Origin of the sequence: Buttiauxella sp. BIGb0471 (assembly GCF_024807715.1) — a bacterium.
Taxonomy (GTDB): Bacteria; Pseudomonadota; Gammaproteobacteria; order Enterobacterales; family Enterobacteriaceae; genus Buttiauxella; species Buttiauxella agrestis.
Genome location: NZ_JANUEU010000001.1, coordinates 675,796 through 698,761 on the forward strand (window position 1 = coordinate 675,796; position 22,966 = coordinate 698,761).

Genomic DNA, 22,966 nt, shown 5'->3' on the forward strand with positions numbered 1-22,966 from the left:
TATGATTAATAAACCCTTTATCTCCGTCAGCATCAAAACGCTCAACGAAGCGGAATGTATCGAAAAAACTATTGATAGCATTCGGCAGCAACTTACTGATTACCCGCATAAAATCATTGTTGCCGATAGCTTATCGACCGATAACACCCAACAACTTGCCAGTGACAAAGGCGTTACCGTTGTCTCACTGACTCAGCCTTCCGATCGTTGCTGTGGTGTGGGTCATCAATTAGGTTATCTGTACAGCGAAGGTGAGTTTCTGTTGCTGATGGACGGTGATATGGAACTGGAAAAGGGCTTTATTGATAACGCCGTTGCCTTCCTGACTGAGCATCCGGAATATGCGGGCGTTGCGGGTACGGTTGAAATGGATGATGCGACAAATTATGAATTCAAATCGCGTAAGCAGCGGTTGCATAAAATATATCCGGTTGGGGATAGCGATCATCTGGGTGGCGGCGGCTTATATCGTCGCTCCGCCATTGAAAAAATTGGCTATCTGACAAATCGTAACCTCCACGCCTATGAAGAGGCAGAACTCGGTATGCGTTTGCTTGATGCCGGATACAAGCTACATCGTCTGGATATCCCTTATTTCAGCCACACCTCGCACAGCATGCCGACCTTTAAACTGCTGAAGTACCGCTGGCGCAGCGGTTATCACCAGGCGCCCGGTGAATTATTGCGCAGTGCGTGGGGAAAACCTTACCTGCGTAATGCGTTAAAAATGGTCAAAAATGAAGTGGTATTTCTGCTTTATCTTCTGTTTTTATTCATTGCCATCCTGACGTTTGATTTGGACGTTATTGGCCTGGCATTACTCCCCCTGATAGCCTTTATTATTTTGAAAACGCTTAAGAATCGATCATTAAAAAGCGGGATTCAAAGTGTTATCAATTTATCAGTGCTTTCTATTGGGTTATTGAAAGGATTAAGTCATCCAGTGCGTGACCCGATGACACCACCGGACAGCAAAGTTATTCATGAATAGGCAGGCATAATGAAAATTCTACTGGTGAATAAATTTTTCTACATCAAAGGTGGTGCAGAAACGGTTTATTTTCAAGAACGTAATATGCTCAAGCAAGCCGGTGTAGAGGTCATTGATTTCTCAATGCAGCACGAGAATAACTTCCCGTCAGATTATGCTGACTATTTTGTCAGCAATGTCGATTATCATAAAGGTAATAACTTACTGGGTGGGATCAAAACAGCGGTAAACTTTATTCATAACGCTGAAGCCTGCAAAAAAATGCAGAAGTTACTGGAGAAAGAACGCCCGGATATTGTTCACTTCCACAACATTTATCACCAGTTAACACCTGCCATAATAAAAGTCGCCCGCGATTTTGGCTGTAAGACCGTATTAACAGCTCACGATTATAAAATTGTCTGCCCGTCCTACTCCATGCTGCGTGATGGAAAAGTCTGCGATTCCTGTATTACTGGCACAGTATTTAATGCCTTCAGATATCGCTGCCAGGACGGTTCAGCATCGAAGAGTTTACTGCTTTCTTTAGAGGCGACGTGGCAATACATTGCCAAAAATTATCAGGCTCTGGATGTGATTGTTTCCCCCAGTGAGTTTTTACGTGGGGTTATTAAACGAACGTTGCCCGACTCACGCATCGACGTCATTGTGAATGGTATTGATGACAGCCTACCTGTGGATGATATTGCAGATATTGGCTACTTGCTGTTTGTGGGCCGTTTAAGTCGTGAGAAAGGTGCGGAATCTTTGTTGCGCGCGCATCAGAAAATGGCCAGTAAAATACCCCTTAAAATCGTGGGTCACGGCCCACTGTATAACCAACTTATTGAGCAATATCCCAATGCGGAATTCCTTGGCTATGTACAACAAGGTGAAGGTTTAGATCATCTGATTAAACATGCCCGCGCCGTTATTGTGCCTTCAGAATGTTATGAGAATTGCTCCATGTCGGTGCTCGAGGCGATGTCATTTGCTCGCCCGGTTATAGGTGCGCGAATTGGCGGCATTCCTGAACAAATACGTGATGGCGTGGATGGCGTTTTATTTGAGCCAGGAAATGTCGAGGAGCTTGCCAGTGTGCTTGATGATTTTGCGCAAAGTCCCGAGAAGGCTCATCTCATGGGACGAAATGCTCGCGAACGTTTATGTGAAAAATACGCGCTGCGCAAACACATGGACACGCTTCTCAATCTGTATCAAGAACTACTGAGTAAGCCATAATATGACTCAAAAAATAACCGTTATTGGTACGCGCGGCATTCCCGATGTATTAGGTGGCGTGGAAACGCATTGCCAAAATCTGTATCCCGCTATAAAGCAACAGTGTGATGTTGATATTTGTGTCATTGCCCGCTCTCCGTACGTTGGATATACCCAATCGAGCTATAAAAATATCGAAACACGGGCTTTGTGGGCGCCGAAAAAACGTTCGCTCGAAGCAATAGTCCATTCCGTACTTGCCGCGTTTAAGACCTGTTTTGATAAGTCTGAAATTGTCCATGTTCACGCCATCGGTCCTGGCCTTGTCGTCCCTTTATTGCGTTTACTGGGTAAAAAAGTCGTCTTTACTCATCATGGCCCGGATTATGAACGCCAGAAATGGGGAGGGCTTGCCAAACAGGCTTTACTGCTGGGCGAAAAGTTTGCGGTCAAATATGCCAGTGAAGTTATCGTTATTTCTGAGGTGATCAACCAATTGATCCAGAAAAAACATGGCAGGATGGATGCACATTTGATTTACAACGGCGTGAATAAACCGCTGCCTTTATCCGATGAAACCATCAGCAAGACTTTAGGGCGTTATAACCTTAAGCCTAAGAACTATCTTGTCGCTGTGGGGCGTTTTGTCGAAGAAAAAGGCCTGCATGATTTAATTACCGCTTATCATCAATCAGGTGTTTCAATTCCGTTGGTATTAGTAGGCGATGCCGATCATCCTTCAGATTACAGTCTGCGCCTGAAAGAATTAGCGCTAAAAACTCCCAATGTTATTTTGACCGGTTTTTTAAAAGGTGATGCACTCGCGGCGGTATTTTCACAGGCCCGAATGTTTATCATGCCGTCTTATCATGAAGGCTTGCCGATAGCTCTCCTGGAAGCCATGTCTTATTCACTTCCGGCAATAGTCAGTGATATCCCTGCTAATCTGGAAGTAGCCTTGCCGGGCGATGCCTATTTTAACGTCGGTAATGTGGCGGATTTAGCCGAAAAAATTAACACCCGGGCAGCTCTCGATACCGCCGACTACAGTGATTTTTTGAAAACTTATGACTGGCGTGAAATTGCCAGAAAAACCATAAGCGTCTACCATACAATAGATAAATCAATAGGTTAAATTTGACCAATTCAACCCGACGCCCGCTCGTTATTGACCGTTTTTATGATGTTCTTGATGAGCAAACCCAGGCACAACTGACGCCGGAACAAAAGCAAGAAATTGAGGACGCGATAGTTTCCATCACTCTGGCGTCCCGTCACCGTATTGATGTTCGTAAAAGCTTCCCCTTTTTTGGGGCGCGGTATTACCTGGTATTTTTACTGGGCAGAGATTTGCGTAAACGGCCGCGTAAAGAATCGACGTTGGTGCGCATTATTGTGACCATCCTGATTCTGTTCGGCGTTTTGTTCGCGACATTCTGTGTGTTATTGACGCTCTACATGCTGAAATCTGCGGCGGGTATCGATCTTATTCATAATTTTCACGTCGGCATCTGGGACTGGTGGCTCAGTCTGAGAAATCACTAAATTTCAATGCCTGGAATAAAACGGAAACCCTATGACGATTAAAACTTTAGTTGCGTTGATGTGCATGGCATTTCCGGGCGTTGTTTTGGCCGCGCCGATGACGGTCGTAACGCCAAAAGCACTCACCGTTCCTATAACCAATCCCGGAACAGGTGTTGCCAGCTTTCATGAGGGTTACGGTGAAAAGTTGAGCCAGGCGCAGTATCCCAATACCGGATTTGAGTATGAGCGCTTTTACTGGCGTGATCTGGAGCCGGTGGAAGGACAGTATAATTTTTCGCTCATTGATGAAGCTTTTAAGTTTGCGGCGATGCATCAGCCAGCTATGAACGTAGGTCTGCGTTTTATGGCGCTCGATGGCCCTGAAAGTGGCTCAAAAATTCCAGACTGGCTTATCCAAAAAGGAGTGAAAGGGGAATGGACTTCCGATCACAAAACCTTTGCCCCAAATCTCGATGACCCAATATTTCTGGCCTATAGCCAGAAATTGCTGAATGCCCTTGGCAAACGTTACGACGGAAATGAAAACCTGGCGTTTGTGGATATCGGCATGGTGGGTTCCTGGGGGGAGTGGCACAACAGCAATTTCCCCTCCATGACGCCGTTGTTAAAGCGCTACGCCCCAGCGCAGTTAGATAAATACGTCAAAATGCATTTTGCTGCATTTCCGAAAACACCCAAAATTATGTTAATAAGCGGCGGCGATACGCTTGCCAGTGCGGTTCGCCAGGGGGCGGGTTGGCGCGCGGATTGTTGGGGCGACTGGCGTAATTTCTCAACCACCTGGAATCATATGGAAGATGATTATCCCCAGCGTTTAGAAGCCGCGCAGGCGGCATTTTCAGGTTTTAACGATGCCTGGAAAAAGGCACCCGTTAGCTTAGAAATTTGTGGGTATATGCCGGAATGGAAAACTGAGCAGCATTACTCGCGTGATGAAGTAAAACGCACATTCGACTGGGCGCTGGAAAACCACGCCAGCACTATTAATTTAAAGTCGCGCGCGGTGCCGGAAGTTTATCGAGATATTGTTGATAACGCGCTGATGAAACTGGGCTATCGATTCCGCTTAGCCGCACTGAGCCATGAATCGGTATTAGCAAAGGGAAATAGGCTGACGCTTAATAGCCAGTGGATTAATGAAGGCGTGGCGCCAATCTACCTGAAATATGCCGTGAATTACCGTGTTGTGGATGCCTCGAATAAAGTGGTTGCACAGGGGAAAACGGCAGATGATATTCGCGCCTGGTTGCCGGGCGAGTATTCCACAAATTATCAACTGACCATTCCAGCAAACTCAGCAAGCGGGCAATATTATATTGAAGTGGGAATGTTGGACGGGCAGGGTAAACCGAGAATTAATCTGGCTAATGAAGGCCAGCAGAGTAACGGTTGGTATCGGGTATCAAAGATAAACATTCAGTAGTAATACACCCTGAGCCAGTTTTCTGGCTCAGGGTGGGAAACAATTATGAGATAAAATTAAGAGTTGAAACCGTTAGGGTTATTCTTCTGCCAGTTCCAGGTATCACGCATCATTTCGTCCAGAGTATGAGTGGCCTGCCATCCCAGCTCTTTCTTCGCTAAAGATGAATCTGACCAGCACTCAGCAACATCGCCCGCTCTTCGCTCAACGATTTGATAGTTAATTTTAGTTTCAGCGGCTTTTTCAAATGCCTTAATCAGGTCAATGACGGAATAACCCACGCCCGTTCCCAGGTTAATGGCTTTGAAAGCGGCTCCTTGCGATTTATTGTCCAGCGCCGCGAGATGGCCGCTTGCAAGATCCAGCACGTGGATGTAATCGCGCACGCCGGTGCCATCTGGAGTGGCGTAATCATCACCAAACACGGACAGGCAATTAAGTTTGCCAATGGCAACCTGGGAAATATATGGCACCAGGTTATTAGGAATACCGTTGGGATCTTCGCCAATTCGCCCTGATGGATGAGCACCAACCGGATTGAAATAGCGCAAGCAGGTGATGCGGAAATCAGGTTGCGCGTGAGAGAAATCACGTAAAATCTGCTCAACCATTAATTTAGATGTACCGTACGGGTTGGTGGTTCCCCCGGTCTGGCATTCTTCGCTCAATGGAACTCTTTCAGGATTACCATACACCGTTGCGGATGAACTAAAGATCAGGCTATTAACGCCTGCGAGTAACATCTCATTGAGTAATACCATCGACCCAACGACATTGTTCTCATAATATTCCAGTGGTTTTTTAACCGACTCGCCCACAGATTTCAAACCTGCGAAATGGATAACATCGGTTATCGAGTGCGTTGAAAAAATCTCTTTCAGAACGTTCTTGTCTAAAATATCAGCAACGTATAACGTCGGTTTTTTCCCGGCAAGTTCTGCAACACGGTCTAACGACTGTTTAGAGGAGTTAGAGAGATTATCGATGACAATGACGTCGTCCCCGCGCTCCAGTAATGCCAGAACAGTATGCGAGCCAATATAGCCAGCACCACCCGTTACAAGAATAGCCATAGTCTCTCCAGATAAGATTTTCTACTGATGTTACTCCACTAAAGTTGAGCCAGTGTACCAGCAACGAACAGGTTGTTCATCTTGAGTTTCAGGCAAAAAAATGTTTGCGGAATTTGACCTGGAATTTATAGGAAATCTTTTTAAGAGGAGATAACAAGCTGAAGATTAAATTTTTAGTATCATAAACGATATAACTTTCGGTGAAGTTTAGGGTATGAACACCTGCGCTATGATTAATAAGTGGGGAGATGTTTGCAACAAGTTTTTCTTCAAAGTTAAAAGGGCTTATTCCAATTAACTCTTTGATGTAAATGGATTTGCCATAACATCCGGGATGGCATTCTTGCGTCAGGATATAATTTTTGTCATTGATGAAATAAGGTTTCCCCGCGCCGCGATGATGATAATTACTTAATTTAAGCGTAGGGGTTATTTTCTCCCATTTGCCAAACAGGCTACAAGCAGTATGAATGACCATCTCATTTTTCATCGTTGTAGAAATGAGATAACTCTTATCACCTGACGTAAAGTAAATATTGTCGGTGAATTCTGCATCAGAAATTAATACCTTTACCATCTCCCAGCGCCCAGGAAATTCTGTACATCGGAATAACATCACTTCCTTTCGTTCCGATGACTCAGGGATCATAAATAACTCACCCTCATGATAAAACAAGAAGGGAAATGAGAGATGGCACTTTAATCCGTCAAAACCTTCAAGTTTAATATCCTCGACTTCACCCAGATTTCTGTCCAGAACACGGCATTTCAGCATGCCTCTGGAGTTAAGAAAGCTGAACGCTTCATAGAACACATACAGCTTGTCCTCTTTTTCAATGATAAAAGGGTCTGCCTGGAAGGTGTACTTTTTACGTAATAGTTGTGCTTTAGAATTATTTAAAATATCCAGGGTGTTTTCAGGGAACAAATGCGAGTTATTTTTAATGATCATGATGTCCCATGATTCATGGAAAAATAACTTCTTAATTAACATGCTGTATGTGTTTAACATTTATCTTCGTGTCCATGTTAGTTAACACTATTATTAAGAAGAACAGCGGGATTTTTATTTATAATAATAAGAAACAAACACTTACCTGGCGGCGGATGAAAATGATAACCACCATGCTAAAGCAGTATAGACGCAGAAACGTGATACGCCATCAACCAAAAGTCGTAGACGAAACGTTGGGCAGACAGGAAGGAATTGATGAGGTTGGGGCAGAAAAAACGGCAAGCCAGGCGGCTTGCCGATGACAATTTACTGAGCCTGAGAATCCAGCGTTGAGAGTTCTTTATCAACGAAATACAGACCTTCGCCGCTTTTACCGACCAGACTTAATTTATCCAGTACAGATTTAAACAGCTTCTCTTCTTCGTGTTGCTCTGAAACATACCATTGCAGGAAATTAAAGGTTGGATAATCCTGAGATGTCATCGCGGCGTGAGCCAGTTCGTTAATTTTACGCGTAATTAACTGTTCGTGTTCGTATGTGGCGTTAAACAGATTATCCAGAGACGAATAGTCGTGTTCCGGTGCTGGAATCGCATTAATACGCGGCAGGCTTCCGGTATCTGTTAAATAAGCGAACAGGCGCTGCATATGCTCCATTTCTTCCTGAGCATGGCGGCGCAAGAAAGCGGCTGCACCTTCAAAGCTGTGATAGCTGCACCAGGCGCTCATTTGCTGATAAAGCAGGGAAGAGTAAAGCTCAAGATTCATTTGTTCATTCAGTTTTTCGATCATTTCAGCTTTTAACATGACACGCTCCGTGGAATTCGCTTCTCAATAATAGCGCTACTTTAATTTTATTATTTCAATAATGCAAAGAGAATGTTAATTAAATTATCGTAATGAGAATGGTTGCCAATATTATTCTTTTTTAAAAACCAATCCTGAAATGGAATAAGAATGATTGCTATTTAAAGCTTGTCCATAATTATCGACAAGCTTTTATATGCATTACTGAACAATCATTTCATCTCTGAGGAACGTTTCCATTCCCGTTCCGCGACACTGGTATTCAAGCGTTACCTTTTGGTTCAGGCACAGCGCCCCGCTGCGCACGCTACAGGTTTTGATTGGCTCGCCATAAGGGAACGCTGAAACATAGCCCCATTGCTGACACTGATGGCTGGCCGCTGATTGAGCAATGTAAGTATCCACTTTTCCGTTTTGTAAGGGAGCAAGATCGAAGCCCAGACGAACCACGCCAGCGACTTCGCTGCCTTTGACCGGTTGCGGTGTTTTATTGATGGTGCAACCGGTTAATAACACGGTGGCTAAAACTAAATAGACAATTTTCATCACGCTGACACCCGAGTGTTTTTTATTATTTTAGCACGCGCAAAATTAGAAAATGAGCATCAGCATAAAGCGTTTTAATTTAACTTAGGGTGCGCCATCGAATAAGACTTAATGCAAATTAAAGCGAGATGGCTAATTAATAGTAATCAACAGTAACATTAATGATTTGATTAAAAATTGATCATGGTGGGCATCAAGTTTGGCTGAATCGTGCCGACAATACAGATAATGCATGGTTTAACTTCAGTTAGTCATACAAAAACCGAATAAACGACGATGAAGCGATCTCAGCTGACGCAGGAAGTTAATTTCATTTTTTCACCGGGGAAATACATCACATGAATTTTATTCGTAATATCAAAATCCGCGTCATGGTGGTACTGATACTCATCTTCTCGACGGTTGCCTGGCTGGCTATTTCCGTCCTGGCATTGTGGTTTTTAAATGATCTTGAGCAGAACATTGCCCTGAATGCCGCGCAAGCAAAATGGATAGATATTATTCAGTTCTTACTCGGGGCTTCTGTCGTGGCAAGCATGATTATTACGCTGGTGACAGAACGTTACCTTTATCACTGCCTGGTGAAACCCGTCGAGAGCATTCGCGAGCATATGCATATTCTCGCGCGCGGCGAGCTTGAAACTAAATTACCGGATTTAGGCAGTAACTGTATCGGTCTGATGGTCTCGCCGATTCAAAAAATGCAATCCAACTGGGGAAAAGCCGTTTCCAATATTCGCACCAGTGCAAATACCATTCGAGGGAATGCCACTGAAGTTGCTGGCGTAAACGGCGAACTATCCACTCGTTCTGAACAGCTCGCCGCGGCTCTGGAAGAGACGACGGCCAGCATGGAGCAATTAAGCAGCACCGTTACACTCAATGCTGAAAATGCCAACCATGCGAGTCATCTTGCAAAAAACGCCACTCAAACCGCACGCAATGGCGGAGAGTCGGTGAAAAAAGTCATGACGACCATGGAAACCATCACCAGCAGTTCACACAAAATTGTCGATATCACCACGGTCATTAATAGTATTTCCTTCCAGACCAATATTCTGGCGCTCAACGCCGCCGTAGAAGCGGCGCGAGCAGGTGAGCAGGGACGAGGATTTGCGGTGGTGGCGAGTGAGGTTCGAAATCTCGCACAGCGCAGTGCTCTGGCGGCAAAAGAAATTGAAACGTTACTTAAAGAGTCCGTCGATAACATTTACGCCGGTTCAGAGCAGGTGAAAAAGGCCGGCGAAGCAATGGGCGAAATCCTCGATGCTGTGATGCAAGTGAACAATATTATGGGCGATATTGCCAATGCCTCGGGGGAACAGAGCAAAGGAATAGGGCAAGTGGAGATTGCCGTTCGACAGATGGATGCGGTGACACAGCAAAACGTAAGTCTGGTGCATCAATCTGCGTTGTCGTCGGTTGATCTGGAGCAACAGGCGCATCAGCTAAACGACATTTTGGCGATGTTCCGCATCGCCAAATCGGCCTGATCTGGAGACTGAGCTATCATCAAAATGCAGAAGTGTGAGCACACCTTTATTTTTTGAAACAAAATTTCATTAAATTTGAAAGTATGTTTGCTAGATAGTATCGTTACTGCAGACCAAGCTATTCACCGCGGGAAATCCCGTGACCCAATCAGGAGACGGAAATGAAAATAGCACTGATGATGGAAAACAGTCAGGCTGGAAAAAACGCCATCATTCTTAATGAGTTGAATGCGGTTGCTGCTGAAAAAGAGTACCCGGTTTACAACGTAGGCATGAGCGATGAGCAGGATCACCACCTGACTTACATCCACCTCGGTATTATGGCCAGCATTCTGTTGAACTCTAAAGCGGTTGATTTTGTCGTAACCGGTTGTGGCACAGGCCAGGGCGCAATGATGTCCCTGAACATCCACCCAGGTGTGGTGTGTGGCTACTGCCTGGATCCAGCCGATGCGTTCCTGTTCTCTCAAATCAACAACGGTAATGCGCTGTCTCTGGCATTCGCGAAAGGGTTTGGCTGGGGTGCAGAACTGAACGTACGCTATATGTTCGAAAAAGCGTTCACAGGCCGTAAAGGCGAAGGCTACCCAATTGAGCGTAAAGAGCCGCAGGTTCGTAACGCCGGTATCCTGAACCAGGTTAAAGCCGCTGTTGTGAAAGAAAATTATCTGGATACGCTGCGTGCTATCGACCCAGAACTGGTGAAAACCGCTGTGTCTGGTGAACGCTTCCAGCAGTGTTTCTTCGAGAATTGCCAGAACAAAGAAATTGAAGCATTCGTTCGCGAAATCCTTGCTTAATCATTTCTGAAAATACGTAAGGCCAGCTTCTGCTGGCCTTAATTTTTTGTACTTTCACTCACTGCTTTTTAGACACGCTAGTTCCTGCATCACGGGGTAAACGCAGCAAATCGATTAGCCCAAGCAGGCAAATTAACGTGATCATCACAAACGAAATCTTGATCGAAAACCCAGGAATATGGGTAATATCCAGCCACTGACTGACTTTTTCCCCCAACCGAATTCCAATTGCGCCGAGCGTAATCCCCAACCCGACGGAAAGCTGCGTTGCCGTGCTGAATAACGTATTGGCATAACTCATTTGCGCGGATGGCACATCGGAAAAGGCGAGGGTGCTGATTCCGGTAAATTGCATTGAACGGAACATACCGCCAAAAAACAGTATCGCCATCGTCAGCCATGCGGCGGTGTCTGGGGTGAGAAATGCACAAGCCAGCAAAGAAGCGACGTTCAGCAATCCATTAATTATCAGCAGCTTTTTAAAGCCTAACGCGCGTATCAACGGTGTGGTTGCCGGTTTCATCGCGAGGTTCCCGGCAAATACCGCTAAAACCAGTAAACCTGAATGGAACGCGTCCATCCCAAAGCCAACCTGAAATAGCAGCGGCAGCAAAAACGGCACCGCACTGATGGAGGTTCGGAACAGCGAGCCGCCGTACATCGTCACGCCAAAAGTTTGTACCTTTAATGCTTCCAGGCGAATCATCGGGTGTTCTGCGCGTTTAAAATGCCTGAGCGAGAACCAAAGTGCCGCCGCACCCAGCATCAGAATACTCACTGTTGGCAGCACATTGACTTGCGATTGTCCGAGCATTTCCAGCCCGTACACCAGGCTAATCATGGCAATGGCGGTACTGGCAAAACCAATGCTGTCAAACGGACGGCGGGAATCATCATGGATATCAGGAATCAACCGCCATGCCAGTGCCATCGCGATTAACCCCAGCGGCAGGTTGATATAGAAAATCCAGCGCCACGACGCATAACTGGTGATGAACCCCCCGAGCGGCGGGCCAATGATCGGAGCCACCAGCGCGGGCCACGTTAATGTGGCAATCGCGGTTATCAACAAATGCTTGGGAGTTGTGCGCAATACGGCAAGTCGCCCGACAGGCACCATCAACGCGCCGCCAACGCCTTGTAAAATGCGCATGGCAACAAACTGTTCGAGCGTATTGGCGATGCCGCACAGCACCGAGGCGAAGGTGAAAATACCCAGCGCGAGCGTGAAGATTTTGCGTGCGCCGAACCTGTCAGCAATCCAGCCGCTGGCTGGAATCAACACCGCCAGCGTCAGCAAATAAGCGCTCATGCCAATGTTGAGATCGACGGCATCCACGCCAAATGTTTTTGCCATTTCGGGCAGCGCGGTAGCAATGACGGTTCCGTCGAGAAATTCCATGAAAAATGCGCCAGCAACCAACAGTGCCATACCTGAAATGCCACGTTTAGGTGCCGGAGAAGGGGTGTTAGTCATGAGTGAAACTCAAAATTAAAATAATGTTTTAAAAATTAATTGAGCCAATTAACCAGTTAAGTGTTGGATTTGCAAGCCATTTCATGTGACTGAGTTGTAAAATCCACAAGAAAAATGTGTGATATGCATCACAAAACTATTGATTTGTGTGACGGATGTCATATTATTAGCCCCATAACGAGCAACATCTGCAAAACAAAAAAACTGGAGCACACAATGAAAATGCGCAAAATCCTGAAAAGCATGTTTGAACAATACTGCAAGACCTTTAAAGATGTACCGCCAGCTGGCATGTTCTGATTTGTCAGCCTGAAGAAAAACCTGCTGCGGCAGGTTTTTTTATGCCTGAAATTTGGCTTTTAATTGTCAGTTGCTCGCGTTATATCCACATTTTTTGCTTTAGCACTTTTTCGCATAACGTTATGCGTTTTACACTTATTTACATTGTGGGTATGGCTGGTGCACTATGCGGTCTCTAATTGAGACGGAGTCCGTGAATAAATGCGTAAACCCCTGTTGTTATCTGCGCTGTTTGCCTCTTTGGCCCTGGCCCTTTCTGGCTGTGATGATGCGAAAACCGAAACTGCGGCAAGTCCTGCCCCAGCAAAACAAGCAGCCCAGGATGGCGGCAATTTAATTGTTGGCGTAACCACCGGTGACCCGTTAGCCATGAACCCGTTGTACGCCAGCGACCGCACTACGCTGACGATTATGCAAGCGCTATATGCTCCGCTTTATAGCTTCAACGGTGACAAAATTGAATGGGGCCTGGCTGAAAGCCTGACACCTTCAGAAGACAACCTCTCATACGTTTTAAAACTCAAACCGAATCTGAAGTGGCAGGATGGCAAAGCCATTACGGCTGATGACGTCGTCTTTACCTTCAACAAATTGCTGGATGAGAAGCAGCACAGTTTCTTCCGCAGCATGTTTGTTTATGGTGGCAAACCTGTTCAGGTCAGCAAAATTGATGACCAGACCGTTAAATTCACGCTGCCACAGGTGAGCGCGGCGTTTGTCGGCACCCTGGTTCAAATTTACCCGATCCCGCAGCATGTATTTGCCAGCGAAAATGGCGACCTGGAAAAGAGCACTAAAAACGATGCTCCAGTCGGTTCAGGTCCCTTTAAATTCAAAGAATATCGTGCCGGGCAATATTACGCGCTGACGCGTTTTGACGATTACTGGAACGGTAAACCCAAACTTGATGCCGTGACTTACCGTTTCGCTAAAGACAGCAACTCCGCCAATCTTGCGCTGCAAAATGGCGAAATCAACATGAAGATGATTGATCCGCAGGATGTCACTCGCCTGAAAACCACCGGGAAATTTGATTTCGTGATTTATCCGGAAGGGCGTCTGGCGTACATGACGTTTAACCAGAACATCGACAGCATGAAGAACAAGGCGCTGCGTCAGGCCATTGCTTATGCCATCAATAAAGACGAACTGGTGCAGGCGGCATTTTCTTCACTCGACTACGCGCAACCGGCTGCTTCTATTCTGACGCCAGATACGCTGTATCAAACCAACGATGTTGAACCCTATAAGTTCGATGCTGAAAAAGCCAAAGCGCTTCTAAAAGAAGCGGGCGCCCCGGCCAATCTGAAATTGCGCCTGGCTTATATCAACAGCAACAAAACCCAGGAAAGCATGGGGCTGTATATTCAACAGCAGCTGAAAAACGTCGGTATTGCGGTTGAGCTGATGCCGCTCGATGCTAACGCGATGTCCCAACGCAGCCTGGATATGAAAAACACCGATTATGAGCTGAGTTTGGGCGGCTACATTATGGGGATGGAACCTGACGGTTATAAGTCTCTGTATATGAGCAACGAAGCCTATAACTACGCGCATTATAAGAACCCGGCGCTCGATGCGTTGTGGAACCAGGGCGCGACTGAAACCGACAAAACGAAACGCGCTGAGATTTATAAACAAATCCAGCAGACCGTTGCTAACGACATGGCATGGTATCCGATTGCTTATACCAACGCGGTTGTTGCAGTAGATAAGCGTTTTGCCGGAACCAAAGAGGCGGAACCTAAGCCTGTTTACATGTTCCAGGACCTGTCAAAAATCTATCAACAATAATTAACTTTATCTTTTAGGGTCTCTCCTGAGAGGCCCTTTTTGATGAAGGTATAATGGTGGATGACGCTACGCTTATCCCCCCTACAAGGGCAATTCACTTTTTGTAGGTCGGATAAGCGTAGCGTCATCCGACATTGCTTGAGTCAATTTTGAGGCAGTATGAATAATGTTTTAGTCCGACGCCTGGCGCAATTAGTGCCGATGTTGTTCTTCATTTCGCTGGTATCATTTTTGCTGGTTAAACTAGCACCTGGTGACCCGGTTCAGGCCTATATCACGCCGCGTATGAACCCGGAGGATATCGAGCGTATCCGCCAGAGTCTCGGGCTTGATAAACCGCTATTTATGCAATATCTGCTATGGCTCAAAAATGTCCTGCATGGGGATTTAGGCTATTCGCTGATTTACCATCGCCCGGTATTAACCATGATTGCCGAGCGTATACCGGCCACGCTCGGTTTAATGGGCGCATCGCTGATTATGGCGATGATACTGGCGATCCCATTGGGGTTACTGGCGGGAGCGTACAAGCACCGCTGGCTCGATCACTTCCTGAATATGTTTGCCTACATTGGTATTTCGGTGCCGATTTTCTGGTTTGGCATTTTGCTGATCACCGTATTTTCCGTGCAGCTGAACTGGCTGCCCAGCATGGGAATGCGCACCATCGGTACGGAAGACTCCTGGCTGGATGTGGTGCGCCACGCCATTTTGCCGTGTATCGCACTGAGCTTTTATAACCTCTCCACTTATGTGCGTTACATCCGCTCCAACACCATCACTCAATTATCGGCTGATTACGTGCAAACCCAGCTGGCGTATGGCGCCACGCGCCGCTCAATCCTGTTCCGCCACGTGCTGAAAAACGTCCTTCTGCCGGTTATTACGTTGTTTGGTATTTCATTTGGCGAGCTGGTAGTTGGGGCTTACGTGACAGAAAGCGTCTTCTCATGGCCGGGGATGGGTCTGTTAGGGATTCAGTCGATAACCTCGCTGGATTACCCGCTGATCATGGCGATGATCATGCTTTCCTCGACGATGATTATCGTCGGTAATTTAGTGGCAGATTTGTTATATCGCGTGGCCGATCCGCGCATTAAGGCCTTGAGGTAAGACGATGAGTAGACGTTGGCAACAAGTGAAACACGGCCTGAAACGTAATCGTCCAGCTCAATTCTCATTACTGGTTCTGATCGTTTTCAGCATTGCGGCATTGCTGGCTGCACTCAGTCCTTTTGACCCCAATCAGATGTCGCTTACCGCAAGGTTGTTAGCGCCGGATGCGACGCACTGGTTCGGTACGGATGACTACGGGCGCGACTATTTTACTCGCGCCCTGTACGGCGGTCAGATCTCCTTAATGGTCGGATTCCTGTCGATGGTGTTTTCAACGCTGATTGGTACGCTGGTCGGCACCGTAAGCGGCTATTTTGGCGGGCGAATCGACAACATCATGATGCGTGTAGTCGATGTGCTGATGTCGATTCCCGCGTTCTTCCTGCTGCTGGTTTTGAATGCTTATCTGAAGCCGGGGATCGCGAATATCATCATGATTATCAGTGCATTGACGTGGATGAGTATGTCGCGTCTTGTGCGCGCAGAAACCTTATCTGTGAAAGAGCGTGAATACGTGGTGTATGCCCGCGCCTGCGGTGAACACCCGTTAATTATCATTGCCCGCCATATTATCCCGAATATTTTGCCGACCATTATGGTGGCGGCGACGCTGAATATTGCCTCGGCAATCCTGATGGAATCGACGTTGAGCTTCCTCGGCCTTGGCGTCCAGCAGCCGAATGCGTCATGGGGCAGTATGCTCAACAACGCACAATCTTTTATTGGCGAAGCGACGTGGCTGGCGATGTTCCCAGGCGTGCTGATTTTACTGACGGTATTGAGTTTTAACGTGCTGGGCGATGTGTTACGTACCGCTTTCGAGCCAGGAGCGAACCGCGATGAATAACTTACTGGAACTCGACAATCTGCAAACCTCATTCTTCACCCGCGAAGGTGAAGTTAAAGCGGTACGCGGCGTCAGCTTTGCGGTAAAACGCGGCGAAGTGGTGGGCATCGTCGGTGAATCGGGCTGTGGCAAAAGCGTCACCTGTAAATCAGTGCTCAAATTGCTGGGTAGCAACGGTAAAGTGGTTGGCGGGCACGTGCATTTTATGGGCGAAGATCTGGCCCGGAAAACGCCGGAGCAAATGCGCCATATTCGCGGGAATGATATCGCGATGATTTTCCAGGACCCGATGACCGCGCTCAATCCGGTGCTGACGATTGGCAAACAGATGAGCGAAATTCTGATTCGTAATCAGAATCTGGGCAAAAAAGCGGCAAAAGAGAAATCTATTGCCATGCTGCAACAGGTCGGAATTGGCAACGCAGAGCAGCGTTATCACCAATATCCCCACGAGTTTAGCGGCGGTATGCGTCAACGCGTGATGATCGCCATTGCGCTGTCCTGCCACCCGAAGCTACTGATTGCTGATGAACCGACCACCGCACTGGATGTGACCATTCAGGCGCAAATTTTACGTCTGCTTAAACAGCTTCAACAGCAAACCGACACCGCCATCATGTTGATCACGCACGATCTCGGCGTCGTCGCGCAGGTCTGTTCTCGCGTGGTGGTGATGTACGGCGGATTGGTGATGGAGCAGGGAAGTGTGGAGGATATTTTCTATCGCCCGGCACATCCTTACACACGCGGATTACTCGCCTCGTTGCCACGTCAGGGAGAAGCGGGCGCACGTTTGTCGCCTATCGAAGGCTCGCCCCCGGGCTTACTCAACCCGCCGCCAGGCTGCCCGTTTGCCGAGCGCTGCCCGCAGCGAATGGAACGTTGCAGCAGCCTGCCGCCGATGTATCAAATCAAAGAAGATCATCAGGCGATGTGTTGGTTATGGGATTCGGAGGTGAAGCATGCAGGACGTTAAGCCATTGGTCCGCGTGAAAGGACTGCGCAAATACTTCCATAGCCAGCAGGGATGGTTTAACAAAACGCCCCCGGTTAAAGCGGTGGATGGCGTGAGTTTTGACATTTATCCAGGCGAAACCTACGGGCTGGTGGGCGAATCGGGTTGTGGGAAATCAACGCTTGGCCGCAGCGTGTTACGCCTGTTCGATATCACCGACGGTGAATTAGAGTTTGCCGGGCAGGACATCGCCCACATGAGCGACAAGCAACTCAAGCCGTTGCGCCGCCGTATGCAGGCTATTTTTCAGGATCCTTATTCGTCACTGAACCCAGGGATGACCGTCGCGCAGTTAATTGCTGAACCGATGAAAATCCACGGTTATGGCAAAGAACAGCGCGCAGAACGCACGCTCGAGCTACTGGAAAAAGTCGGGCTGAAACGCGAGCATTTGAACCGCTTCCCGCATGAGTTCAGCGGCGGTCAGCGCCAGCGTATTAGCATTGCGCGTGCGCTTTCGGTTAACCCGGAATTTGTGTTGTTCGATGAACCGCTCTCGGCGCTGGATGTTTCGGTGCAGGCACAAGTCGTGAATATTTTGCAGGATTTGCAGCAGGCATTCGGGCTGACTTACCTGTTTATCGCGCACGACTTATCAATGGTGCGCCATATTTCCGACCGAATCGGCGTGATGTATCTCGGTTCTCTGGTTGAAGAAGCACCCGCTGAAACGCTTTACACCGAGCCTGCACACCCGTATACCCGCGCGCTGCTGGCTTCTATTCCGGTAGCCGATCCGCACGTACAAATGCTCGACCAGGGTGGCATTAAAGGCGAATTACCTGGTGCGATGAGCGACTGGCCGGGCTGCAAGTTTTGCAACCGCTGCCCACGGGCGATGGAGAAATGCCAGAACCTGGCGCCGGTCATGCAGGAAATTTCACCTGGGCATCGGGTGGCATGTTGGCTGTTTGAAAAGCAGAAAAGTAGTTAGCGTGGCGCCAGTGCGAGAATGACATGAACCGGGTCATTCTCTATCGCACGCAATAATGCTTTAGCAGGGCCTGTCGGTTCGCGGCGGCCCTGTTCCCAATTTTTTAACGTATCTACACTTACGGAAATAAGCCTGGCAAAACCGGCTTGTGACAATCCTGTTGCCTGGCGAATCGCTTTGACCTGAGTTGCAGTGACTTCCGTCACACGAGAGGCTGCGCACTGACCTTCTACAATCTCATTCATTTGCGTCATGCTTTTGGACAGACGCTCGAATAATTGCTTATCCATTTACCACCTCTCGTTCATTTGCCGCAAAAAACGCTTTTCGGCCTCATTCAGATCGTCTTTGACCCCTTTCGGATAAATCAGCAACAGTCTGATGATGCTATCCGCGTTCTTATGGAAATAGATGACTCTGACGCCACCTCGCTTTCCTTTGTTTTTCGCCAGCCAGCGTACCTTACGCAGACCGCCAGAATGAGGAATCACATCGCCACTTTCCGGTGAACAGGTGAGGAATACCTGAAACAGCCTGTATTCTTCATCCGTGAGCAGGGCACTGACATCCTCTGTAAAAATGGGCGTTTTAATAAAAAGCATAATATCCGCCATTGGCGTATAGCCAGGATCAGGTTAACAGGATTAAGGGGTAAGTCAATGGCGTACTTTAATAGCATGCAATTCCTGGGACGCTTACTCAGTTTTCAAAGTTGTTATCCGTTCTTCGGGATACATTCCAGAATGGATTATTGCCTCAGGGATAGAGGCGCGAGTACTATGACGCCCATTACGAAACAGGAGAGAAATAATGTCTGAACAATTATCTGCCGATCAGGAACTGGTTTCCGATGTCGTGGCGTGCCAGTTAGTGATTAAACAAATTCTGGATGTGATTGATGTGATTGCGCCGGTAGAAGTACGTGAAAAAATGGCGAACCAGTTAAAAACGATTGATTTCGCTACCCATCCGGCAGCGGCAGATCCTGTGACCCGCCGCGCGATTCAAAAAGCCATTTCTTTGATTGAGCTGAAATTCACGCCGCAAAACGAAGCGCATTAATTTCCGAAGTTGTAGGGTGGATACGCGTTTAGTGCCATCCACCATTTACATCATTGGCTTAGAAGAACGTCATCACCAACAAATAACTTGCCGCACACGCACAGCTCACGCCAATCAAACCTGGCAAAATGAAACTATGGTTAATGATGAATTTACCTATTTTCGTGGTGCCTGAACGGTCAAAACCAATACACGCCAAATCGCTCGGGTAAGTCGGCAGCACAAAATAACCGTACGACGCCGGGAAGAAGGCAATCAGCATTTTCGGTTCAACGCCTAACATCAACCCCATTGGTGCGACAGCGGTTAATGCTGCGGCCTGGCTATTCACCAGTTTCGAGACCAAAAACAGCACGATGGCATACGTCCACGGGTGACTTTTCACCACGCCTTCCAGCGCCATTTTCAACTCTTCCAGATGCGCCTGGAAGAAAGTATCGCTCATCCATGCCACGCCAAATACCGAGAAAATCGCCACCATCCCGGCTTTAAACACCGCGCCGTTAGAGATTGCTGAAGCATTCACTTTGCACACCATCAGCATCACGGCACCGGCAATCAACATCATCATCTGGATAACCAGATTCATTGATAACGGCTTGAGCGCACCTTTGATCTCAAACGCCGGGCGCAGGGCGGGAATCGCTCCTAATAACACCACCACTAAAATCCCGGCGAAGAAAATCCACGTTGACCAGTAGGCCTGTTTTGGGAACACCTGGTTCATCAGCGTTTCGCTGCTGCCGTAGATAAACTCACGCTGTTTGGGATCTTTGAGCTTTTCCTGGAACTCTTTGTCGTCTTTCAAATCTTTACCGCGGCGTAAACTCCATAGCGCGGCAATCAACACGCCAAATAAAGAGGCGGGCACTGAAATACAAAGAATATCGAGAATGCCCCACGCGCGCCCGACGCCATGATTAGCTGCCAGAATAGAAATCAGCGAAACCACCGCAACCGAAACCGGAGAGGCCGTAATCGCCATTTGCGAAGCAATCGACGCGACCGCCATTGGGCGCTCCGGGCGAATACCTTTTTTGAGCGCGATATCGGCGATAATCGGGAACATGGTGTACACCACATGCCCGGTTCCGCACAGGAACGTCAGCATCCAGGTGGTGAACGGAGCGAGCAGAGTAATGTGCTGTGGGTGTTTACGCAGCAGCCGTTCGGCGAACTGCATCATGACGTTCAATCCGCCAGCCGTTTGTAATGTCGCTGCGCAACCAATCACCGCCAGAATGGTGAGCATGACATCAACCGGCGGTTTGCCAGGTTCAAGACCGAAGATAAACGTGAGGATAAACAGGCCGATACCGCTGATTAAACCCAGGCCCATCCCGCCAAAACGCGTCCCTACCAGCAAGCATAAAATGATGACAATAAATTCAATGGTAATCATGGCAATCCCTTGGAGTTTTACATGTAATTAGCATTACAGAATGTAAGGATTACCATTGAGACATAGATCTTGTTTGTTAAAATTCAATGAAAACAGATGGTTAATAACATTTTATTAACACCCCGCCCGGAAGCGGAGTGGTGGTTTATAGCGGGCAATGTGAGCGCTGGAGGCGAGGAAGACTGGTGTCGTCATCTGCGATATCAATCATCAGCACATTTTCGCCACGTTTAAGTGCGATGCGCATGCCTTCACCATCGGGCATGACCTGCATATCGGTGATCGGCTGCTGATTGTCAAAATCCCACGCGCAAACAAATTCAGGGCTTTTTTCAGCGCTACGCAATACCAGGTAACTTAAATCCTCAATAGCCGGATTATCAGGAGCCTTGCCTTGCCAGAGTTCGGCCTGCCCGTGTAGCCACAACGCCTGCCCATTCAGTGCCGTGCCAAAATTGCGCGGCTGGCTGTTAGTCAGTTGAGCGCAATGCGCATCCTGCATGATCGCAAGCGGCCCGGTGTGGCTGAATGTCGCCAGTTCACCTTCGATATCAAGCGCTTTGCCATGAAGATGAAGCGTCCAGTCAATCTGCTGGCGATGCGGATTTTGCACGTTGCTGATGTCAATCAGGGCGTTGTCCAGCCACAGCAAACGGCGACGGAAACGCACATCGCGCCAGGCATCGCTATCCCACTGTACGCGCGTATGGCTATCCAGTTCCGGTGGGGGTTGCCGCCAGTCCACTTCCGTATCGAGCCAGCAAAACGCCTCGCTTTCATGGTACTGGCGCACCACGGGAATCGCAGGCGGTTGGTTCGTCTGGTTAACGGTAATCGTATTGTGCGTGGCGCTGTTTTTGTAATACGCGTAATGCATTGGCGCGCCGTAACCGGTCGTTCCCAGGTCGGGTAAAATTTCTTCCGCACCATTAAACAGCACAAGATTCAGGCGATCGTAGTGGTCATGTTCGCCACCGTAAGGCGTATGTTTCACCAGCAGAGCACGCTGCTTTGCTGCGTTGCGCCAGAGGGTCAGCCCGCAATGCGGGGCATGTAAATGCCCGGTGGGAATCAACTCCGGAACCTGTTCTGGCAATGGACGAGTGTAGAGAAATGCATCCAGATTAAGGCGCAGATGATGCTGATTAATCGCCTTCAGCGCGGCGGCATATTGGCTATCCTGGTAGTAATACCACGCAAATTCATAAAGATGGCCGTGATCGAGTTTTTCCTGGCCGTAGATACAATCATTGATGCGTGGGAAGGTGCCGTCTGGCATCAACAACGTCAGTGGGAAACTGAGCATCTTTTTATAATAGGGTTCATCGAGCAGGCTCCAGCGTGTGCCCATCGCCAGCTTTTCAAACGCCAGAAAACCTTGCAGGGCGTAGAAATGGTAATGAACCGAGCCTTCAAACCACAACCCTTCTTCAAACAGACCGTGTTCCAGTTGATAACGCAGCCCGTAAGGCTGGTTTACGGCAAACTCCAGCAGCGAATCATCTTCCAGAACCAGACCCATCACACCCACCGCGCAGCCGATTTTGACCTCATGGTTATGTAATTGCGCAGTGCGGTGAGCCATCAAAAATTGCGCACCTTCTCGCAGCAGGCGCGTGATGATGTACTCGCGTTGCTCTGCAGTCAGTGCTTGCGCGATGCAATCAAACCCGAGGGTGAAATCCAGCAGGCAGTTGGCTTCGCACAGCGTCTGGGCGTTCATTTTCCCCGGCCCGTTATAAGGAATATCACCGTGAATGGCATAGCCCGGATAAAACTCCGCGTAGCGCATCAGCAAATCACGGACTTTCTCGAAATAAATGTGCTCGCCGGTTAATTGCCATAACACACCAAGCTGGTGGCAGGCTTTGGCATTCAGCCCATTTAGCTCGCGCCACCATGCGCCGTCGTAAGGCTCACCGCTAAACTGCCGCCCGTCTACCGGGCAGCAATGAGAGGCTGGGGAGTGTCTGTCCCACATCAGCCTGACTCCGTGGTCGGGGCAGTAATAATAGAGATTCCACGTTGCCAGTGCTGTTTCAGGCACGTGCAACGGGTTGTTCAGGACCACCGAATTATCGGCAATCAATTGTTCAATGATTGCTGGCTGCTGTTTAATCTGTTGCCGAAGAAGAATAAGTTGTTGCGTGGTAAACTGCTTCATCGCTCGATCCTTATTCTCA

General features: G+C 48.1%; 23 protein-coding genes. 14 read left to right on the plus strand and 9 right to left on the minus strand.

The window, feature by feature from the left end; genetic code table 11:
• The first annotated feature begins 1 nt into the window (after window position 1).
• From M2371_RS03165 to M2371_RS03185, 5 genes are read left to right on the plus strand one after another with little or no spacing between them, the layout of a single operon-like run.
• Complete coding sequence (locus tag M2371_RS03165) at window positions 2–991, plus strand: glycosyltransferase family 2 protein (protein WP_172893828.1); 990 nt, start codon at window positions 2–4, stop codon at window positions 989–991.
• Between the two features lie 9 nt (window positions 992–1,000).
• On the plus strand, window positions 1,001–2,212 hold the full coding sequence (locus M2371_RS03170; RefSeq protein WP_259266865.1) for a glycosyltransferase family 4 protein: 1,212 nt from the start codon (window positions 1,001–1,003) through the stop codon (window positions 2,210–2,212).
• 1 nt (window position 2,213) lies between these two features.
• Entirely contained in the window at window positions 2,214–3,326 is a 1,113-nt protein-coding gene (locus tag M2371_RS03175) for a glycosyltransferase family 4 protein (RefSeq protein ID WP_259266866.1), read from the plus strand.
• A gap of 2 nt (window positions 3,327–3,328) precedes the next feature.
• Window positions 3,329–3,736 (plus strand): hypothetical protein, encoded by a 408-nt coding sequence (locus M2371_RS03180; RefSeq protein ID WP_259266867.1) that lies wholly within the window; start codon window positions 3,329–3,331, stop codon window positions 3,734–3,736.
• Window positions 3,737–3,767: 31 nt separating this feature from the next.
• Complete coding sequence (locus tag M2371_RS03185; protein ID WP_259266868.1) at window positions 3,768–5,162, plus strand: DUF4832 domain-containing protein; 1,395 nt, start codon at window positions 3,768–3,770, stop codon at window positions 5,160–5,162.
• A 56-nt stretch (window positions 5,163–5,218) separates the two neighbouring features.
• Here the strand turns inward: M2371_RS03185 and galE are convergent, their stop codons facing one another.
• The 4 genes from galE to yecR form a co-directional block, all read right to left on the minus strand.
• Window positions 5,219–6,235, minus strand: a complete 1,017-nt coding sequence (gene galE / locus M2371_RS03190; protein ID WP_259266869.1) for a UDP-glucose 4-epimerase GalE — start codon at window positions 6,233–6,235, stop codon at window positions 5,219–5,221.
• An 88-nt stretch (window positions 6,236–6,323) separates the two neighbouring features.
• A complete protein-coding gene (locus tag M2371_RS03195) occupies window positions 6,324–7,187 on the minus strand; it encodes a hypothetical protein (protein ID WP_259266870.1) in 864 nt (287 codons plus the stop codon).
• A 309-nt stretch (window positions 7,188–7,496) separates the two neighbouring features.
• A complete protein-coding gene (ftnA, locus tag M2371_RS03200; RefSeq protein WP_034496153.1) occupies window positions 7,497–7,997 on the minus strand; it encodes a non-heme ferritin in 501 nt (166 codons plus the stop codon).
• 201 nt (window positions 7,998–8,198) lie between these two features.
• Entirely contained in the window at window positions 8,199–8,543 is a 345-nt protein-coding gene (gene yecR / locus M2371_RS03205; protein ID WP_172893834.1) for a YecR family lipoprotein, read from the minus strand.
• Between the two features lie 338 nt (window positions 8,544–8,881).
• Here yecR and M2371_RS03210 point away from each other — a divergent pair, with 338 nt between their 5' ends.
• Together M2371_RS03210 and M2371_RS03215 are read left to right on the plus strand one after the other, a co-directional pair.
• Window positions 8,882–10,036 (plus strand): methyl-accepting chemotaxis protein, encoded by a 1,155-nt coding sequence (locus M2371_RS03210; RefSeq protein WP_259266871.1) that lies wholly within the window; start codon window positions 8,882–8,884, stop codon window positions 10,034–10,036.
• A gap of 161 nt (window positions 10,037–10,197) precedes the next feature.
• Window positions 10,198–10,836, plus strand: a complete 639-nt coding sequence (locus M2371_RS03215) for an RpiB/LacA/LacB family sugar-phosphate isomerase (RefSeq protein ID WP_034496146.1) — start codon at window positions 10,198–10,200, stop codon at window positions 10,834–10,836.
• A 58-nt stretch (window positions 10,837–10,894) separates the two neighbouring features.
• On the opposite strand, the gene M2371_RS03220 is transcribed toward M2371_RS03215, so the two are convergent.
• Window positions 10,895–12,313 (minus strand): MFS transporter, encoded by a 1,419-nt coding sequence (locus M2371_RS03220; RefSeq protein ID WP_259266872.1) that lies wholly within the window; start codon window positions 12,311–12,313, stop codon window positions 10,895–10,897.
• Between the two features lie 216 nt (window positions 12,314–12,529).
• Here M2371_RS03220 and azuC point away from each other — a divergent pair, with 216 nt between their 5' ends.
• The 6 genes from azuC (at window position 12,530) to M2371_RS03250 (ending at window position 18,319) form a co-directional block, all read left to right on the plus strand.
• Window positions 12,530–12,613 (plus strand): stress response protein AzuC, encoded by an 84-nt coding sequence (azuC, locus tag M2371_RS03225; protein WP_115628089.1) that lies wholly within the window; start codon window positions 12,530–12,532, stop codon window positions 12,611–12,613.
• Window positions 12,614–12,814: 201 nt separating this feature from the next.
• Window positions 12,815–14,407, plus strand: coding sequence for an ABC transporter substrate-binding protein (locus tag M2371_RS03230; protein WP_259266873.1), 1,593 nt, complete (start codon window positions 12,815–12,817; stop codon window positions 14,405–14,407).
• Window positions 14,408–14,566: 159 nt separating this feature from the next.
• Window positions 14,567–15,520 (plus strand): ABC transporter permease, encoded by a 954-nt coding sequence (locus M2371_RS03235; protein ID WP_259266874.1) that lies wholly within the window; start codon window positions 14,567–14,569, stop codon window positions 15,518–15,520.
• Window positions 15,521–15,524: 4 nt separating this feature from the next.
• A complete protein-coding gene (locus tag M2371_RS03240) occupies window positions 15,525–16,370 on the plus strand; it encodes an ABC transporter permease (RefSeq protein WP_115628091.1) in 846 nt (281 codons plus the stop codon).
• A complete protein-coding gene (locus tag M2371_RS03245) occupies window positions 16,363–17,346 on the plus strand; it encodes an ABC transporter ATP-binding protein (RefSeq protein ID WP_172893838.1) in 984 nt (327 codons plus the stop codon). Before M2371_RS03240 ends, M2371_RS03245 begins: the two co-directional genes overlap by 8 nt.
• Entirely contained in the window at window positions 17,333–18,319 is a 987-nt protein-coding gene (locus M2371_RS03250; protein WP_259266875.1) for an ABC transporter ATP-binding protein, read from the plus strand. The genes M2371_RS03245 and M2371_RS03250 overlap by 14 nt, the downstream gene beginning before the upstream one ends.
• On the opposite strand, the gene nadS is transcribed toward M2371_RS03250, so the two are convergent.
• Complete coding sequence (gene nadS / locus M2371_RS03255) at window positions 18,316–18,609, minus strand: NadS family protein (protein WP_259266876.1); 294 nt, start codon at window positions 18,607–18,609, stop codon at window positions 18,316–18,318. The two genes, M2371_RS03250 and nadS, sit on opposite strands and share 4 nt — an antisense overlap.
• On the minus strand, window positions 18,610–18,921 hold the full coding sequence (locus M2371_RS03260) for a type II toxin-antitoxin system RelE/ParE family toxin (RefSeq protein WP_259267260.1): 312 nt from the start codon (window positions 18,919–18,921) through the stop codon (window positions 18,610–18,612).
• A 208-nt stretch (window positions 18,922–19,129) separates the two neighbouring features.
• On the opposite strand from M2371_RS03260, the gene M2371_RS03265 reads away from it, so the two are divergent.
• Window positions 19,130–19,381: a DUF2766 family protein gene (locus tag M2371_RS03265; protein ID WP_034496127.1), complete on the plus strand. Its 252-nt coding sequence runs from the start codon at window positions 19,130–19,132 to the stop codon at window positions 19,379–19,381.
• Between the two features lie 58 nt (window positions 19,382–19,439).
• Here the strand turns inward: M2371_RS03265 and M2371_RS03270 are convergent, their stop codons facing one another.
• Both M2371_RS03270 and M2371_RS03275 read right to left on the minus strand, forming a co-directional pair.
• The gene (locus M2371_RS03270) at window positions 19,440–20,783 is read right to left on the minus strand and encodes an anaerobic C4-dicarboxylate transporter (RefSeq protein ID WP_172893841.1); all 1,344 of its coding nucleotides are present in this window, start codon (window positions 20,781–20,783) and stop codon (window positions 19,440–19,442) included.
• 145 nt (window positions 20,784–20,928) lie between these two features.
• Window positions 20,929–22,947: a heparinase II/III-family protein gene (locus tag M2371_RS03275; RefSeq protein ID WP_259266877.1), complete on the minus strand. Its 2,019-nt coding sequence runs from the start codon at window positions 22,945–22,947 to the stop codon at window positions 20,929–20,931.
• Window positions 22,948–22,966: the final 19 nt, after the last annotated feature.

Bases quoted from the DNA above. Each gene is read 5' to 3' on its own strand.
- M2371_RS03165 (WP_172893828.1), top strand. From the start codon at position 2: ATGATTAATAAACCCTTTATCTCCGTCAGCATCAAAACGCTCAACGAA.
- M2371_RS03170 (WP_259266865.1), top strand. From the start codon at position 1,001: ATGAAAATTCTACTGGTGAATAAATTTTTCTACATCAAAGGTGGTGCA.
- M2371_RS03175 (WP_259266866.1), top strand. From the start codon at position 2,214: ATGACTCAAAAAATAACCGTTATTGGTACGCGCGGCATTCCCGATGTA.
- M2371_RS03185 (WP_259266868.1), top strand. From the start codon at position 3,768: ATGACGATTAAAACTTTAGTTGCGTTGATGTGCATGGCATTTCCGGGC.
- galE (WP_259266869.1), bottom strand. From the start codon at position 6,235: ATGGCTATTCTTGTAACGGGTGGTGCTGGCTATATTGGCTCGCATACT.
- M2371_RS03195 (WP_259266870.1), bottom strand. From the start codon at position 7,187: ATGATCATTAAAAATAACTCGCATTTGTTCCCTGAAAACACCCTGGAT.
- ftnA (WP_034496153.1), bottom strand. From the start codon at position 7,997: ATGTTAAAAGCTGAAATGATCGAAAAACTGAATGAACAAATGAATCTT.
- yecR (WP_172893834.1), bottom strand. From the start codon at position 8,543: ATGAAAATTGTCTATTTAGTTTTAGCCACCGTGTTATTAACCGGTTGC.
- M2371_RS03210 (WP_259266871.1), top strand. From the start codon at position 8,882: ATGAATTTTATTCGTAATATCAAAATCCGCGTCATGGTGGTACTGATA.
- M2371_RS03215 (WP_034496146.1), top strand. From the start codon at position 10,198: ATGAAAATAGCACTGATGATGGAAAACAGTCAGGCTGGAAAAAACGCC.
- M2371_RS03220 (WP_259266872.1), bottom strand. From the start codon at position 12,313: ATGACTAACACCCCTTCTCCGGCACCTAAACGTGGCATTTCAGGTATG.
- azuC (WP_115628089.1), top strand. From the start codon at position 12,530: ATGAAAATGCGCAAAATCCTGAAAAGCATGTTTGAACAATACTGCAAG.
- M2371_RS03230 (WP_259266873.1), top strand. From the start codon at position 12,815: ATGCGTAAACCCCTGTTGTTATCTGCGCTGTTTGCCTCTTTGGCCCTG.
- M2371_RS03235 (WP_259266874.1), top strand. From the start codon at position 14,567: ATGAATAATGTTTTAGTCCGACGCCTGGCGCAATTAGTGCCGATGTTG.
- M2371_RS03240 (WP_115628091.1), top strand. From the start codon at position 15,525: ATGAGTAGACGTTGGCAACAAGTGAAACACGGCCTGAAACGTAATCGT.
- M2371_RS03245 (WP_172893838.1), top strand. From the start codon at position 16,363: ATGAATAACTTACTGGAACTCGACAATCTGCAAACCTCATTCTTCACC.
- M2371_RS03250 (WP_259266875.1), top strand. From the start codon at position 17,333: ATGCAGGACGTTAAGCCATTGGTCCGCGTGAAAGGACTGCGCAAATAC.
- nadS (WP_259266876.1), bottom strand. From the start codon at position 18,609: ATGGATAAGCAATTATTCGAGCGTCTGTCCAAAAGCATGACGCAAATG.
- M2371_RS03260 (WP_259267260.1), bottom strand. From the start codon at position 18,921: ATGCTTTTTATTAAAACGCCCATTTTTACAGAGGATGTCAGTGCCCTG.
- M2371_RS03265 (WP_034496127.1), top strand. From the start codon at position 19,130: ATGTCTGAACAATTATCTGCCGATCAGGAACTGGTTTCCGATGTCGTG.
- M2371_RS03270 (WP_172893841.1), bottom strand. From the start codon at position 20,783: ATGATTACCATTGAATTTATTGTCATCATTTTATGCTTGCTGGTAGGG.
- M2371_RS03275 (WP_259266877.1), bottom strand. From the start codon at position 22,947: ATGAAGCAGTTTACCACGCAACAACTTATTCTTCTTCGGCAACAGATT.